This window comes from Rheinheimera sp. SA_1 (assembly GCF_001669775.1).
Classification (GTDB): Bacteria; Pseudomonadota; Gammaproteobacteria; order Enterobacterales; family Alteromonadaceae; genus Pararheinheimera.
This window is the reverse complement of the sequence record NZ_LXWK01000020.1, coordinates 1-15,291: the sequence shown is the minus strand read 5'-3', so window position 1 is coordinate 15,291 and position 15,291 is coordinate 1. Positions and strand designations below refer to the sequence as shown.

18 protein-coding genes are annotated in these 15,291 nt (G+C 49.3%); 8 read left to right on the top strand and 10 right to left on the bottom strand.

Features of this window, described 5'->3' with window-relative positions; all coding sequences use genetic code 11:
- Window positions 1–56: 56 nt before the first annotated feature.
- The 6 genes from A5320_RS19860 to def all read right to left on the bottom strand — a co-directional run bounded on the left by A5320_RS19860 (window position 57) and on the right by def (window position 5,694).
- Window positions 57–1,103: a GGDEF domain-containing protein gene (locus A5320_RS19860; RefSeq protein ID WP_068069382.1), complete on the bottom strand. Its 1,047-nt coding sequence runs from the start codon at window positions 1,101–1,103 to the stop codon at window positions 57–59.
- A gap of 63 nt (window positions 1,104–1,166) precedes the next feature.
- Complete coding sequence (tusA, locus tag A5320_RS19855; protein WP_068069381.1) at window positions 1,167–1,415, bottom strand: sulfurtransferase TusA; 249 nt, start codon at window positions 1,413–1,415, stop codon at window positions 1,167–1,169.
- A gap of 129 nt (window positions 1,416–1,544) precedes the next feature.
- Window positions 1,545–2,921, bottom strand: coding sequence for a Trk system potassium transporter TrkA (gene trkA, locus A5320_RS19850; RefSeq protein ID WP_068069378.1), 1,377 nt, complete (start codon window positions 2,919–2,921; stop codon window positions 1,545–1,547).
- The gene (gene rsmB, locus A5320_RS19845) at window positions 2,921–4,219 is read right to left on the bottom strand and encodes a 16S rRNA (cytosine(967)-C(5))-methyltransferase RsmB (RefSeq protein ID WP_068069371.1); all 1,299 of its coding nucleotides are present in this window, start codon (window positions 4,217–4,219) and stop codon (window positions 2,921–2,923) included. The genes trkA and rsmB overlap by 1 nt, the downstream gene beginning before the upstream one ends.
- The gene (gene fmt / locus A5320_RS19840) at window positions 4,216–5,169 is read right to left on the bottom strand and encodes a methionyl-tRNA formyltransferase (RefSeq protein WP_068069367.1); all 954 of its coding nucleotides are present in this window, start codon (window positions 5,167–5,169) and stop codon (window positions 4,216–4,218) included. The genes rsmB and fmt overlap by 4 nt, the downstream gene beginning before the upstream one ends.
- An 18-nt stretch (window positions 5,170–5,187) precedes the next feature.
- Complete coding sequence (def, locus tag A5320_RS19835; protein ID WP_068069365.1) at window positions 5,188–5,694, bottom strand: peptide deformylase; 507 nt, start codon at window positions 5,692–5,694, stop codon at window positions 5,188–5,190.
- 123 nt (window positions 5,695–5,817) lie between these two features.
- Between def and A5320_RS19830 the strand changes: the two genes are divergently transcribed.
- From A5320_RS19830 to A5320_RS19815, 4 genes are all read left to right on the top strand, one after another.
- Window positions 5,818–6,996, top strand: coding sequence for a LysM peptidoglycan-binding domain-containing protein (locus tag A5320_RS19830; RefSeq protein WP_068069363.1), 1,179 nt, complete (start codon window positions 5,818–5,820; stop codon window positions 6,994–6,996).
- Window positions 6,997–7,031: 35 nt separating this feature from the next.
- Window positions 7,032–8,123, top strand: a complete 1,092-nt coding sequence (dprA, locus tag A5320_RS19825) for a DNA-processing protein DprA (RefSeq protein WP_068069360.1) — start codon at window positions 7,032–7,034, stop codon at window positions 8,121–8,123.
- Window positions 8,124–8,125: 2 nt separating this feature from the next.
- Entirely contained in the window at window positions 8,126–8,599 is a 474-nt protein-coding gene (locus tag A5320_RS19820; protein ID WP_068069359.1) for a DUF494 family protein, read from the top strand.
- A 117-nt stretch (window positions 8,600–8,716) separates the two neighbouring features.
- Complete coding sequence (locus A5320_RS19815) at window positions 8,717–9,256, top strand: DNA topoisomerase family protein (protein ID WP_068069356.1); 540 nt, start codon at window positions 8,717–8,719, stop codon at window positions 9,254–9,256.
- 63 nt (window positions 9,257–9,319) lie between these two features.
- Here A5320_RS19815 and A5320_RS19810 read toward each other — a convergent pair whose 3' ends face one another.
- Complete coding sequence (locus tag A5320_RS19810) at window positions 9,320–10,477, bottom strand: 5-(carboxyamino)imidazole ribonucleotide synthase (protein WP_068069355.1); 1,158 nt, start codon at window positions 10,475–10,477, stop codon at window positions 9,320–9,322.
- A complete protein-coding gene (gene purE, locus A5320_RS19805; RefSeq protein WP_068069670.1) occupies window positions 10,474–10,965 on the bottom strand; it encodes a 5-(carboxyamino)imidazole ribonucleotide mutase in 492 nt (163 codons plus the stop codon). The genes A5320_RS19810 and purE overlap by 4 nt, the downstream gene beginning before the upstream one ends.
- A 79-nt stretch (window positions 10,966–11,044) precedes the next feature.
- On the opposite strand from purE, the gene A5320_RS19800 reads away from it, so the two are divergent.
- Entirely contained in the window at window positions 11,045–11,644 is a 600-nt protein-coding gene (locus A5320_RS19800) for an L-threonylcarbamoyladenylate synthase (protein ID WP_331712121.1), read from the top strand.
- 61 nt (window positions 11,645–11,705) lie between these two features.
- Entirely contained in the window at window positions 11,706–12,632 is a 927-nt protein-coding gene (gene hemF / locus A5320_RS19795) for an oxygen-dependent coproporphyrinogen oxidase (protein ID WP_068069351.1), read from the top strand.
- A 29-nt stretch (window positions 12,633–12,661) separates the two neighbouring features.
- On the opposite strand, the gene A5320_RS19790 is transcribed toward hemF, so the two are convergent.
- On the bottom strand, window positions 12,662–13,102 hold the full coding sequence (locus tag A5320_RS19790; RefSeq protein ID WP_068069350.1) for a group II truncated hemoglobin: 441 nt from the start codon (window positions 13,100–13,102) through the stop codon (window positions 12,662–12,664).
- On the opposite strand from A5320_RS19790, the gene aroE reads away from it, so the two are divergent.
- Window positions 13,101–13,928 (top strand): shikimate dehydrogenase, encoded by an 828-nt coding sequence (gene aroE / locus A5320_RS19785; RefSeq protein WP_082971933.1) that lies wholly within the window; start codon window positions 13,101–13,103, stop codon window positions 13,926–13,928. The two genes, A5320_RS19790 and aroE, sit on opposite strands and share 2 nt — an antisense overlap.
- Window positions 13,925–14,173: a hypothetical protein gene (locus A5320_RS19780; RefSeq protein ID WP_068069349.1), complete on the top strand. Its 249-nt coding sequence runs from the start codon at window positions 13,925–13,927 to the stop codon at window positions 14,171–14,173. Before aroE ends, A5320_RS19780 begins: the two co-directional genes overlap by 4 nt.
- 33 nt (window positions 14,174–14,206) lie before the next feature.
- Here the strand turns inward: A5320_RS19780 and A5320_RS19775 are convergent, their stop codons facing one another.
- Window positions 14,207–14,740 (bottom strand): gamma carbonic anhydrase family protein, encoded by a 534-nt coding sequence (locus A5320_RS19775; protein ID WP_068069346.1) that lies wholly within the window; start codon window positions 14,738–14,740, stop codon window positions 14,207–14,209.
- Window positions 14,741–15,291: the final 551 nt, after the last annotated feature.

Genomic DNA, 15,291 nt, shown 5'->3' with positions numbered 1-15,291 from the left:
GCTTTTTTATTGGCATCAACCAAAAGTACAGGCTTGCAGTAACGGAAGCCGCAACCTCAATTCACCTGATTCCGGCCGTTCGATTTTGAAAGATATAAACGCTGATCCGCAAGTTTCACCGCCTGCAAAAACTCACTTTCATCCTGTGCCAATGCCACCCCAAAACTACAGGTAATGACTAAATCCGGATGCTCTGTCAGCAGCCGGCGCTGGGCAATGCCGGCCCGAATTTTATCGGCAACCCGGGTGGCATCGTTTTGACTGGTTTTGGGTAGCAATAATAAAAATTCTTCGCCGCCATAACGACAGGCAATATCTTCAGTTCGTAGTTTTTGCCGGAACAACATGGCCACTTGCTGCAACACTAAATCGCCTTGGTCATGGCCAAAACTGTCGTTGATATGTTTAAAGTGGTCTAAGTCGGCGATGATCACCGCCAGCGGAAAAAAGTGCTCAGGTTGCAGTGCAAAATGCTGCGGTAGTACTTCATCGACAAAACGGCGATTGGCTAAGTGCGTCAAAGCGTCGGTATTGGCTTGAGTTTCTTTGCTGCGTTGTAGCAGCGCCATGGCATTGTGGCTACGCTCGCGAAAGTGCTCGTTAATCCAGCCGACGGCAATCACAGTCGCCATTGAAGCCATAAAGCGGGAGATTTCGGCATTTTTATACTGCGCTACAATCAAATCAGGCTGATAGAGCATGACCATCAGCACCAGCACCAACAAGCCATTGATCTGGATGCCAACTCTGGGGCCAAGTAAGCCAAAAATAATCGCAGGAAATGGAAACACCCAATACAGCGCAGTGTTTTGATAACCGCCGTGGTACACCAGCCCCAGTACAAAAAGCCCGACCAGTACCGTTTCTATCCCGCAAGCTTTATCCAATTCGTTACTGGCATGAAACCAGGCAACGTTGGCCAGAAACGCAAAGGAGCAGCCAAATAAAATAGCCTGCAACAAATAGTCTTCGCTAAGCAGATGCTTGAAACCAAGCAATAGCATAATCAGTGAGGTGATGTAACTTACAAACAGCAGAATATAACGGCGGCGGATGGAGTCAATCGAAGCAGCTTTGCTGGAAACAGTTCTGAGCAATACCAATGCTGGCCATCCTTGAGCGGTGAATAGCTTCGATTTTGCGACCTGAATGTTGAAATAACAAGCTTATCCTGCGTTTTTTTTCAGCAGATATCGGTAGGGTAAAGTGGTAGTGTCGCTGGCAATCAGTTCGTGATCCATAAACCGACAAAACGCCGGAATATCACGGGTGGTCGCCGGATCGTCGGCGATAATCAGCAGCGTTTCACCGGCTTGCATCTTACGGATCGTCAGACGTACCATCATCACCGGCTCCGGGCAGCGCAAGCCCAAGGCGTCAAGATGTTGATTGGCTGAACTGAATAAATGCTGCATCAACCGGCTTCCAGAGTATTAAACAAGCCGATATGGTATCGGCTCTGCGGAGCAATTTCAAAAATTTGTCTGGCCGAAACCTTCACTGCCTGCTGAAACGCATAACTGCAGTGAAGGCGAGCCGGTGTTTCAGATAAAAATCGCACTCACCTGGAACAACCGTTCCACTTCGCCGATGAATTTTTTATCCACCAGGAACAAAATGACATGGTCGTCCGTTTCAATCACGGTGCTGTCGTGGGCAATCATCACTTCATCACCACGGACGATAGCGCCGATGGTGCAACCTGGTGGCAGTTTAATTTTACCTATCGACAAGCCAACAACTTTTGAAGTGGTTTTATCGCCATGGGCTATCGCTTCAATCGCTTCAGCGGCACCGCGGCGCAGCGAATAAACATTCACTATATCGCCGCGGCGCACATGGGTTAACAATGCTGAAATCGTGGCTTGTTGTGGTGATACGGCAATATCGACTTCGCCGCCTTGCAGCAAATCGACATAAGCACCACGTTTAATCAGCACCATGGTTTTCTGCGCGCCCATCCGTTTGGCCAGCATTGCCGACATAATGTTGGCTTCATCATCATTGGTCACGGCTAAAAACACGTCCACCTGATCGATATTTTCTTCCTGCAATAATTCAGGATCAGAAGCATCACCGGCATACACCACGGTATTTTCCAGCGCGCTGGATAAAAATTCCGCCCGCTCTTTGCTGCGTTCAATCAGTTTTACGCTGTGGGTTTTTTCCAGCGCTTTCGCCAGACCAAAACCAACATTACCGCCACCAGCAATCATGATGCGGCGGTAACTCGATTCAAGCTTTTGCAGTTCACTCATCACTGCACGAATGTGCTTGGTGGCAGCAACAAAAAATACTTCGTCGTCGGCTTCGATAATGGTGGTGCCAATCGGCTTGATGGCATGACCGCGACGGTAAATGGCGGCGACCCGGGCATCAATATGTGGCATATGTTCACGTAAAGTCGATAGGGCGTGACCGACCAGTAAACCGCCGTAATAGGCTTTCACTGCAACCAAACTTACCAAACCACCAGCAAATTCAACAACTTGCAATGCACCTGGGTAATCAATCAAACGGCGGATATAGTCAGTGACCAGAGTTTCCGGGGCGATAAAATGATCGACCGGCATATCATCTTTGTTAAACAGCTGGTCGCGGTATTTGATGTATTGATTGGTACGAATACGCGCCACTTTAGTCGGCGTGTTAAAAATACTGTAAGCGACCTGACAAGCGACAATATTCACTTCATCGCTGTTGGTCACAGCAATTATCATATCGGCATCTTCAGCGCCGGCTTTTTTCAGAATATCCGGGTGGGCACTATGACCATGCACCACCTGTAAATCCAGTTTGTCCTGCAGTGCCCGTAATTTGTCGGCGTTGATATCAACCACGGTAATATCGTTTTCTTCACCGACCAGGTTTTCTGCCAAAGTTGCACCGACCTGACCTGCGCCTAAGATAATGATTTTCATCAGTTCGCCTTTTTCTGCAGCTTGGCGTAAAAGAAGCCATCTGCACTTTGTTCACCGGGCAGAATTTGCCATTGGCTGTCGTTGATGCTCAAACCCAGTGCAACCGGAATTGCGTCCTGATGATGGGCTAAAAACTGCGCGATTTGCTGTTGGTTTTCCTGCGGTAACACACTACATGTGGCGTACAGCAAAGTGCCGCCTGGTTTCAGTAACGGCCAGATCTGGATCAGAATTTGTTGTTGCAAGGTAGCGAGTGCTGCAATATCAGCAGACTTTCTTAGCCAGCGGATATCCGGATGACGCCGGATCACCCCAGTCGCTGAACAAGGCACATCCAGTAAGATGCGGTCATAAAGTTCGCCATCCCACCATTGTTTTGGTGTGGCTGCATCCCCGGCTTTGACTTCGGCCTGATGGCCTAAGCGCAGTAAATTTTCGCGAACCCGCACCAATCGTTGCGGGTCTTTATCCAAAGCCAGTACCTGGGATTGTGGCGCCAGCTCCAGCAAATGGCCGGTTTTACCCCCTGGTGCGCAGCAAGCGTCCAGTATGCTGTCGGAATTTTCCGGTGCTAAAAACTGCGCCGCATATTGCGCTGCAACATCCTGAACCGCAAACCAACCTTCGTGATAGCCAGGTAATACTGTTACATCAATCGCTTGTTCCAGCAAAATAGCCTGTGGCATTTGTGGTTGCGGCTGAGTAAAGGCGATACCGGCATCGGTCAAGGTCTGACAAAACTGATTGATACTGCAACGCTGAATATTGACCCGCAGCCACAACGGTGCTTTTTGCTGGTTGGCGTCAATCACCGCTTGCCACTGCTCCGGATAAGCGGCTTGCAGCGACTGCACCAGCCAAGAAGGATGGTTGGTTTGCACCGAAAGTGGCGCCTGACTGACATCAAACAGTTCCGGTTTACGTTGCACCGAGCGTAGCACACCGTTGATCAGCTTGGTCATCGACTCGCCTTTTAAGGCACGGGCCGCTTCCACTGTTTCACCAACGGCGGCGTGATCAGGAATACGCAGAAATTTCAGCTGATAAATGCCGACATAAATCAAAAACTGTAATGGCCGCAGTTGTTTAATCAGCGGCTTGGCCATCAATTGCTGGCAGACAAAATCCAGTTGTGGCAAATACCGCAACACACCAAAACAAATTTCTTGCAGCAAGGCTTTGTCGGCGGGCAGCGGAAATTGAAATTGTGCTTTGGGTAACACATCAGAAAGCGATTTGCCCTGATCTACCACCTGATAACAGCAAGTGGCTGCGACAGCCCTTAAGTTGGCTGTCATGGTGTGACTCCGACCAGGCTGCCAACCGGAAACCAATCAGCGCGACCATTTAAAAAATCGGCGGCCGCCATGGCTTTTTTGCCTGGAGGTTGCAGTTGTTGCAGCACCAGCACGCCTTCTGCTGTTGCAATGGCGATGCCTTTTTTATCTGCGCTTAAAACAGTCCCTGGCGCGGCATTGGCGTGTACCGGTTCAACCCGCGCTTGCCAGATTTTCAACTGTTGTGCACCGAGCTGCAGATAGCTCACCGGCCAAGGATTAAAAGCTCGGATTTCACGCTCTAGCGCCGCGGCTGGTTTATTAAAATCGAGTAACGCTTCCTCTTTACTCAGCTTTTCAGCGTAGCTCGCCAATAAATCGTTTTGTGCTTTGGCCTGCTGTTGCAGGGCAGGTAAATCAGTCAGCGCCTGTAACAGTGCTTTGGGACCAATGTCCGCCAGTTTGTCGTAGAGGCTGGCCGAAGTGTCGGTAGCCGTAATGGCTAAGCTGGCGATACTCAGCATGGCGCCGGTATCGAGGCCTTCGTCCATTTGCATGATGGTGACGCCGGTGTCTAAGTCACCTGCCCATAAAGAGCGTTGGATCGGAGCGGCTCCACGCCAGCGGGGTAACAACGAGCCATGCACGTTAATACAGCCAAGCTTTGGCGTTTGCAAAACCACGGCTGGCAGAATTAAACCGTAGGCTACGACCACCATTAAATCAGCGTCGAGATTGGCGAGTTCAGCCTGCGCTTTGGATTTTTTCAGTGATTTTGGCTGATATACCGGAATTTCGTGTGCCAACGCCAGTTGCTTCACCGGGCTGGCTTGTAATTGCTGACCACGGCCAGCAGGGCGATCCGGTTGACTATATACAGCGATGACTTGATGTTCAGAATCAAGTAATGCTTGTAAATGGCGGGCGGCAAAATCCGGCGTACCGGCAAAAATAATACGTAGTGGAGTCACTTCAAATCCTGTGGTGGCTTAACGAGCCGCGTTGCGGGCTTCTTTTTCCAGCTTTTTCTTGATCCGATCACGTTTGAGCGGTGACAGGTAATCGATAAACAGTTTGCCGACCAGGTGATCCAGTTCATGTTGCAAACAAATAGCCAATAAACCTTCGGCTTTCAGTTCGAACCATTCACCTTCAGTGTTTTGAGCTTTTACCGTTACTTCAGCAGCACGTTCGACATTGGCATAGCTTTGCGGAACCGACAGACAACCTTCTTCATAGGTGGTGTCGCCACTTTTATTAATGATTTCAGGATTGATAAAAACCTGCGGCTGATCGCGGCTTTCTGACACATCAATCACCACAACGCGCTGATGAACATTGACTTGTGTCGCTGCCAGACCTATACCATTTTCATCATACATGGTGTCGAGCAAATCAGCGACCAGCTGACGGGTCTGGGCGGTAATTTCAGCGACCGGTTTGGCCGTGGTACGAAGGCGATCATCGGGATAATGTAATACTGTTAAGACTGTCATGGGACCTACAAAATTATGCGTTGTTTAACTATCTATGATATGGTCTAATTTTAGCCATTAATCAGCTGTATTAACAGCTTAGTCTGCATTAATTACTACAAGTTCGGGCTCAAGGAAGCTGGCATGCTCAAAATAATAACGACTTCAATCGCCGCTCTGCTGCTTTGTTATACAGGTTTTGTAACCGCGCAGGAATTAACTTTAAAACCAGATGCTCCGAAAAATTATACCGTAAAAGAAGGCGACACCTTATGGGATATTTCCGGCTTGTATTTAGCCCAGCCCTGGTTGTGGCCACAGTTATGGAAACTGAACCCACAAGTTGATAATCCGCATTTAATTTTTCCAGGTGATGTTTTAAGTTTGACCTATGACGCGGATGGTAACCCGGTGTTGGCAATCAACAACGAAAATGCCGTGATCACCGTATCACCAGATACGGAAGCTGCAGTTTCTGATACTGAAGTTGTTGCCATTAGCGGACCTTCAGGTATTAAAAAGCTGACACCAAAAATTCGCAAATCAATCAAATCGACCAAGGCGGTGACGACGTTACCGCTAAAAATGATTCGGCCTTTCCTGACGTTTGAACAAGCATTAACAGAAGCAGAAATTGCAGCTCTACCTTATGTGCTTGGCGCTAATGAAGAATGGAAAAATACCATCGTTGAACAAATTTTATATGTCAAAGGTGAGCTGGAGCTTGGCTCAAGCTACGGCATTTACCGCAAAGGAAAACCTTATATTGACCCGGAAACTGAAGAGTTGTTGGGCTATGAAACCATTCTGGTGGCTACGGGCAAAGTGTTCCGCCCAGGCAGTATCGAAAATAACACACCTTCGTCAGTGCAGGTTATTGATGTAAAACAAGAAATAAAGCAGGGTGATCGCCTGATCCCGGCATCGGATGGTCAATCATTGCCGGCATTTTTTGTGATGAGCAAGCCAGAAAAAGTGATTGATGGTGTGATCATTGATACCACTTCAGATTTACGTGAGTTTTCAAAGTGGGACATTGTGGTGTTGAACAAAGGCTTGATTGAAGACGTCAAAGCTGGCCACATGTTCTCGATCTACCGCAAATCACCTTCGGTCGTGGATACAAAACGTGGGCCGGTTTATGTCAGCGACGCCAGTAAATATGAAAAACTCACCGGCGGCATCGAAGGTGACGTGCTGGAGATGCCACGAGAAAAAATAGGTCAGCTGATGGTGTTTAAAGTCGCAGACCGGGTAAGTTTTGCCATTGTGACTTCGACCGCCAGACCGATCCGGGTTGGCGATTTGATCGGAGAAATTTAACGCGTATTAATTGATGAAGCCATAAGGGGACGATCATGGATGATCTCCGCGACTGGCTGGCACTTGCGTCGGTACCCGGCATGGATTTACGCCGGTTTCAGCGGATTTGCCAGTCGATGCCACTGCAACACTTCTTTTCTTTATCAGCGCCTGAGCTGCAACAGCTCGGCCTGACGGAATATCAAAGCCAATTGCTGGTTGTACCCAATCATCGATTGGTCGACTCCGCTATGCGCTGGTTACAAAATGCACCCAATCGTCATTTTATCCGTTGCATCGACGATGCATATCCGGATTTATTGCGTCAAATCAAACAGCCGCCGCTGGTCTTGTTTATCGAAGGTGACGTCCAACTGTTATCACAACCACAATTGGCCATTGTAGGTAGCCGACAACCAACCGCTACCGGCAAACAAATTGCTTTTCAGTTTGCTGCAGATTTGTGCCGTCAGGGTTTAACCATCACCAGCGGTCTGGCGCGTGGTATTGATGGGGCGGCGCATCAGGGCGCGTTATCGGTCAGTGGCAAAACTATTGCCGTATTGGGGCATGGTCTGTCGCATATCTATCCCAAACAGCATCAAGCATTAACGGCGCAAATTGCCGCAGAAGGCGCTTTAGTGTCTGAGTTTTTGCCCGATATTGAACCAAAACCGTTATTTTTTCCGCTGCGTAACCGCATCGTAGTGGGACTCAGTCTTGGTACATTAGTGGTGGAGGCTGCAGAAAAAAGTGGTTCGCTGATTAGTGCTAATTACGCTGCTGAATATAATCGTGAAGTCTTTGCGGTACCGGGCTCGATTTTTAATCCGATGGCGGCTGGCTGTCATCAGTTAATTCAACAGGGGGCTAAGTTAACCCGTACCTGTGCCGATATTATGGAAGAATTGCCCGTTTCATCAGCGATTGATCTGAATAAATCCGTGAAACGTAAAAATAATTGTCAGCAAGACTTGTTCGAACCCAGCTTGTTGGCTAACGTAGGAGATGAGGCCACTGCAATTGACGTTATCGCAGCGCGAGCGCAGTTATCAGTGGCTGAAGTAACCATTGCCCTACTTCAACTGGAACTCTCCGGTGAAGTAGCAGTAGTACCTGGTGGCTACATTCGAGTGAGGAGGGCCTGATTATGTTTGATATCCTCGTCTATCTGTTCGAAAACTATATTCACAACGAATCAGAAATCTACGTTAATCAGGCAGATTTGACCCGCGAGCTGGTCAAAGCCGGTTTTCATGATGATGATATTTTTAAAGCGCTGCGCTGGCTGGAGAACTTGTCCAAGCTGCAGGAAAGTCATGTTAAACCTTACCTTACCAAAACCAATTCATCGGCAGTGCGCGTTTATACTGCGGATGAGCAACAAAAGCTGGATGCGGAGTGCCGCGGATTCCTGCTGTTTTTAGAACAAATTAACGTGTTGGATTTGCCAACCCGTGAAATGGTGTTAGACCGGGTGATGGATTTAGATAGCAAAGAAGTATGTCTGGAAGACCTAAAATGGGTGGTGCTGATGGTGCTGTTTAATGCGCCAGGCCATGAAACCGCTTATGCCCAGATGGAAGATTTAATTTTTGAAGAACCTACCGGGCCGTTGCATTAAGCGGCCTTTTATCTGAGCGAAGGGCATTCAGCGTGCTATTGCACTGTGGTGAAGTTGCTGCGCCCTTAGCTAGCTTTTGTGCGATAATCCGCCAATTGCTGATTTTGACGCTCTGTTATGTCTGAAACCCCATTATTCGCCATTCCTGAACATAAACAAATCTGTCCTTTGTGCCAACACGAGTTGGTGATGAAGTCAGGTAAACACGGGCCATTTTTGGGCTGTAGCCATTATCCACACTGCCACTATATTCAGAATTTACATCCGCACGACAGCACCGTGGTGAAGTTGCTTACTGACACACCGTGCCCAAGTTGTGGTTCGCCACTTGCGGTTAAAAATGGCCGTTATGGCATGTTTATTGGTTGCAGTAATTTTCCGGCCTGTCATTTTATTGTGCATGAAGAAGCGCCGGAAGTGGCAGATGTCAGTTGCCCGCAATGTCACAAAGGCAAGTTGCTGGAGCGCACCAGTAAATTTGGCAAGACCTTCTATGGCTGTGATCAATATCCGGCTTGTGATTTTGTGCTGAACCTCAAACCTGCGCCGGGCAGTTGCCGCCACTGTGGTTTTGGTTTGTTGGCTGAAAAGCCATCCGCGCAAGGGGTGAAGTTACTTTGCGCCAGTAAAAAATGTCAGCTGCCGCAAGCGGAGTGACTATGTCAGGTATCTCAAAAATAACCAAGGCCCACGAAGGGCCTTGGTTATTTCTACGACCTATCACTGAGCCTGTGCGGCAAGTTTTGCTGCAACTTCAGCCACTTCCGGAAAGCTGTGTTCCGGTAAATGCTGAGATAAAGCGACAAAACGTTGTGCAAGTTCAGCGACAGTCGCGCCGCTGATATTGATGTGACCCATTTTCCGCCCGGCTCTTTTGCCTTTGCCGTACCAGTGCAGATGACAAGACGGCAGTGCCAGTACTGCCGGGTCGACAAAGTCTTCACCCAGTATATTTACCATCACGGTTGGCCGCACTAAAGCAGTGCTACCCAATGGCAAACCGCAGACAGCGCGCAGATGATTTTCAAACTGACAGGTGTCGCTGCCTTGTTGGGTCCAGTGCCCAGAGTTATGCACCCGCGGCGCGATTTCGTTCACTAGTAATTTATCGCCAACCTGGAAAAACTCCAGTGCCAGTACACCAACATAATCAAGCTTGGCGGCCACTGCATCAAACATCTGTTTAGCTTGTTGCTGTAGTTGTTGTTGCCCTAGTAGCGCCAGCGATACCGCGAGTACGCCATTCACATGATGATTTTCCGTCAGCGGATAGACGACAGTCTCACCTTTTGCATTGCGTGCGCCGACTAAACTCACTTCACGGTCAAACCGTACAAATTGCTCAGCGACAATGGCCTGGGGCAGTGCATGATCAGCGCCGGCCATAAAGCTTTCGATATCAGCCCAAATTGCGGCTGCATCTTCCGCTTGTTTTAACCGCCACTGACCTTTGCCATCGTAACCGGCCAAAGCACTTTTCAGCACCAAAGGTAAACCTAAAGCTGCGATAGCTGCCTGAAACTCCGCTTCATTACTGACAATCCGGTAACCTGCGTTCGCAACACCTGCTGTATCCAGCAATTGTTTTTCCTGACGGCGATCACCACCGGCTTTAATCGCCATGCTATTTGGGAAAAATTTACCGCTGGCTTCGCAAACCTGCTGCACCGGGTAGGGAATATGCTCAAATTCGGACGTGACTACATCGGCATCGGCAACAGCTTCTGCCAACGTCATGGTGAATTTTTGTTGAGTCACCGGATGCACCACAGAATCGGTATTGACGTCATAAGCCAGCACTTGCAAATTCAGCGGTGCGCCAGCCAGTGCCATCATGCGGGCGAGTTGCCCGGCGCCCATCACCAGAACTTTTTTCATTCTGCGTCCTCAGCCGGATTTGGCTGGCTTAACACGGAATCGGTTTGTTCTTGTCGGAAAGTGTCTATTTTTGTCATTAAAGCGGCATCGGAAGTTGCCAGAATTTGTGCTGCTAATAAACCAGCATTGGCGGCACCGGCGTCACCAATGGCCAAAGTGCCGACTGCAACGCCTTTTGGCATCTGTACAATCGATAACAAAGAATCCAGCCCTTTTAAGGCTTTGGATTGTACCGGCACACCTAACACCGGCAAACTGGTGAATGCTGCGGCCATGCCAGGTAAATGCGCTGCACCACCGGCGCCGGCGATAATCACTTTCAAGCCGCGGCTGGCAGCATTTGTGGCATATTCAGCCAGTAAATGTGGGGTTCTGTGGGCAGAAACAACAGTCGTTTCATAAGCAATACCAAACTTATCTAACATGTCTGCTGCATTTTTCATGGTGGGCCAATCAGATTTTGAACCCATAATGATACCGACTTTCATTGCTGTTTCCTCAAAACGGCCAGCTACTGGCATAATAGGCGGCTATTATAGCCATCTGGCCGTGGCCAGGAAAATATTTGTGCAGTTCGGCATTTTCGATGAGTGTAGTTTTATGATGAGTCAGACTGAATTAGATAAAGCAATCAAGGCATTAACCGAAGGTCAGGTAATTGCCTATCCTACGGAAGCCGTATACGGCGTCGGCTGTGATCCGGATAATTTGGCAGCAATTGCGTTATTGCTGCAGATGAAGCAGCGCGAAAAAAGCAAAGGACTGATTTTGATCGCCGCCGATTTTGCGCAATTGGCGCCTTTTATCCATCTTCAAGCCATTACTTCTGAGCAAAAACAACAAATGTTGGACAGTTGGCCAGGCCCGGTGACCTGGGTGGTACCGGCGCGGCCGGGTTTGACTGACTGGCTGACCGGCCAGTTTAGTACCATCGCCATTCGGGTCAGTGATCACCCGCTGGTGCAGCAGCTGTGTCAGGCTTATGGAAAACCGCTCACCTCGACCAGCGCGAATTTAACCGGGCAACCGGCTTGCCGCAATGCCGCTGATGTTGCGGCGCAGCTAGGTGAACAGCTTTCGGTGATCATAGACGCGCCAACCGGCGGCCGGCTCAATCCATCAGAAATTCGGGATATCAATACCGGACATATCTTCAGGGCTGGTTGAAGCTGGGTTATCGCACTGACTGTTCATCGCAGATGAGTGAATTCCGAGACAGGAGTAAATAATGCAACACGTAGATAAAGCTCAGGTTAAAGCCTTTTTACTAGCGCTGCAGGAGCAGATTTGTGCAGCTTTGACGGCAGCAGACGGCAAGGCACGGTTTGTTGAAGATAGCTGGCAGCGGGTTGAAGGTGGTGGTGGTCGCAGCCGGGTGTTGACACATGGCGCCGTTTTTGAACAAGCCGGGGTGAATTTCTCGCACGTGTTTGGCGACAAAATGCCAGGCTCAGCCACAGCGCACCGGCCGGAACTGGCGGGACGCGGCTTTGAAGCGATGGGCGTTTCGTTAGTCATTCACCCGAATAATCCACATGTGCCAACCAGTCACGCCAATGTGCGGTTTTTTATTGCTGAAAAGGAAGGCGAAGCGCCGGTCTGGTGGTTTGGCGGTGGTTTTGATTTAACGCCGTTTTACCCGGTGGAAGCCGATGTTGTGCACTGGCATCAAACCGCAAAAGATTGTTGTGAGCCGTTTGGCAGCGATGTTTATCCAAAATATAAAAAGTGGTGTGATGAATACTTCTATTTAAAACACCGCCAAGAAACCCGTGGCGTTGGTGGATTGTTCTTTGACGATCTGAATGAATGGGGATTTGATTCAAGTTTCTCTTTTATGCGCAGTGTGGGTGAAGCCTTTGCTAAGGCTTATCTGCCGATTGTCGAAGCACGAAAAAACACGCCATTCGGCGATCACGAACGGCAGTTCCAGCTCTATCGTCGTGGCCGTTATGTCGAATTTAATCTTGTGTTTGACCGCGGCACGCTGTTTGGCCTGCAAAGTGGCGGCCGCACCGAGTCGATTCTGATGTCGATGCCGCCATTGGTGCGTTGGGAATATGGTTATCAGCCGTCACCTGGCTCTGCCGAAGCGACGCTGTATGCGCGCTACTTACAACCGCAAGATTGGTTGGGTCTGGAAGCGACAAGCTGATGGTGAGTTGAATATTGGAGAATCGCGGTTTAATCGCCGCGATTGATCATATGGCTGGCCAGCTGTCCCAATGCTTCACTTAAACCATCGCGCAGCATTTTATCTGCCACGACTTCGGCCAGTGCCTTGTTCATACAAAACATCCATTGCTCGCGTAATTTCGGGCTCACCGTAAAAGGCATATGACGAGCGCGTAGCCGTGGATGACCGTATTTTTCTTCAAACAAACCAGGACCACCCAGCCAGCCGGACAAAAATTCAAAGAACTTCTGCCGGATCAGGTCCAGCGGTAGCGGGTGAATGGCATAAAGCTCAGTGGCTTCTGGCGCAGTTTCCATAATGTCGTAAAAACGGTTGGCGAGACGCTTGGTCGCGGCTTCACCGCCAATCAATTCATAAGGCGTGACTTGTGGTGTCGGATGGCGCTTGCTATCGTCGGCGTTAAACATCTTTTTCAGCAACTTTATCATGGTGGTAGGTGTGGACCGTTACGCTGTATTTGGAAATCCAATCGGGCATTCGAAATCGCCCTTGATCCATCGTTGGTTTGCCGAACAAACCGGTCAGGACCTGCAGTATGAGGCCATTCTAGCACCGGTCGATGGTTTTGCCGACAGCTGGCAGGATTTTGTCAGTGCCGGAGGTAAGGGCGCCAATGTTACCGTTCCTTTTAAAGAAGCTGCATTTGCGCTGGCAGAGGTACTCAGCGAACGAGCACAGCAAGCTGGGGCAGTGAACACACTCTATATAGATAGTAACGGTAACCTCTGTGGTGATAACACCGACGGACTGGGTTTAGTGGCTGATTTGCAGCGACTGGGGGCAAAGCTGGATGGCGCTAAAGTGCTGCTGCTTGGCGCAGGTGGTGCCAGTCGCGGCGTTGTTGGTCCTTTATTGGCTGCTGGTGTTGCATCTGTGCATATTGCCAATCGCACTGCAGATAAAGCGATGACGGTAGCGAAGTTGTTCAACAGTCAGGTGACAGCCTCTGGCTATGGCGATATTCCAACTGTTCACTGGCAGCTGGTGATTAACGCAACTTCGTCCGGCCTCAGTCAGCAACGCCCGGATTTCAGTCCTGAGCATCTGCACTCTTGTCAGCTGGCTTACGACATGATGTACGGCAAAGAGCCAACAGCCTTTATAGTGTGGTGTCGGCAGCATCAGGTGCCGCTGTGTGCCGACGGGATCGGCATGTTGGTGGCGCAGGCAGCGGCAAGTTTCGCGATCTGGCGTGAGGTAGCACCAGATATAACACCTGTGCTCGAAAAAATTACGACATTGGTGCGTGGATGAACCAGCAACTGATTTTCAACAATGACTTCCGGCTCACCGATAATCAAGACGCTGTGTGCTGTAGTGTATTACAGGCCGGCCTGCGGATCGCTGTAGTCATCCCTATGCCCGAAGGCTGGGAGCCACATATTTGGTTAGCTCAGATAAAAGAAGACGGTTTTTTCTGGGAAGAACAAATAGAGGACGCTTTAGCTGCAGATCAACTAAATAGCGATGGCGTTCTCTATCTGGATGGGGCTGCCTAAATAGACAGAGGTGGCTTAGGCAACAGATTGGGATCAGATTTCTACCAGATACTCATCTTTGAGTACCACATAATTTTGCGCCGACACAGCAAGAAATGCCTTTTCGCTGTCATTGAGCGGGCGGGCCTGTTTTACCGGACTGCCTACATATAAATAGCCGGAGGCTAAAGTCTTACCCGGTGGTACCAGACTACCGGCGCCAATAATCACATCATCTTCAACTATTGCATCGTCCATCACGATGGCACCCATGCCAACCAGAATACGATTGCCAAGCGTACACCCGTGCAACATACACTTATGACCAACAGTGACATCTTCACCAATAATCAGTGGCGAACCAGCGGCATTCTTTTCGCTCGGGCGTGATACATGTAAGACAGTGCCGTCCTGAACATTGGTTCTGGCGCCAATCCGGATCTTGTTAACATCACCACGCGCGGCGACCAACGGCCAGATACTGACATGGGCTGCTAATTCGATGTCGCCGACCAAAACTGCGCTTTCATCAATATAAACACCTTGCCCAAGGACTGGCTTTACACCTTTATAAGAACGAATTGTCATGCTGAACTCCTTTGTTGTGTGGAAAGTATGCGGCAATTGTTGGCAAAAAGCACTGTTCGCACGAAAAAGAAGCTGTCGCACTCAAAAACACAAGTTATCTTCAATTTGTGCTTGTCAGGCCGCGTAAAGTCTCTATAATGCGCCACATGCCGACGGGGTGGTGCGAAAGCAGCAAGCCGGGTGAGTTTGAAGAAAGTGAAAAAAGTCGATAAAAAGACGCTTGACACGAACTTAAAACTGACTAAAATGGCCGCCTCGCAGCGACGAGGGGTTGAGAAGCCCGAAAGTCGAAGTGAGGCAGAAAATCCTTCGGGGTTTTCAAGGTAAGCCAGGTTGAGCAGCAGAGCTCATTGAAATAGTGAATTCTGCTGCTTGACTTAAATTCTGGGAAGTGTAACATACGCCTCCCGCTTCGAAGTCGAAGCACGCTCTTTAACAATTAGCAATCAATCATCTGTGTGGGCACTCGTGAAAGAAGATTCGCAAAACGAATTAACTGAGTATGAGTGACCAGATAGTAAAATATTTAGTCAGTAATACTGAGCATGTCA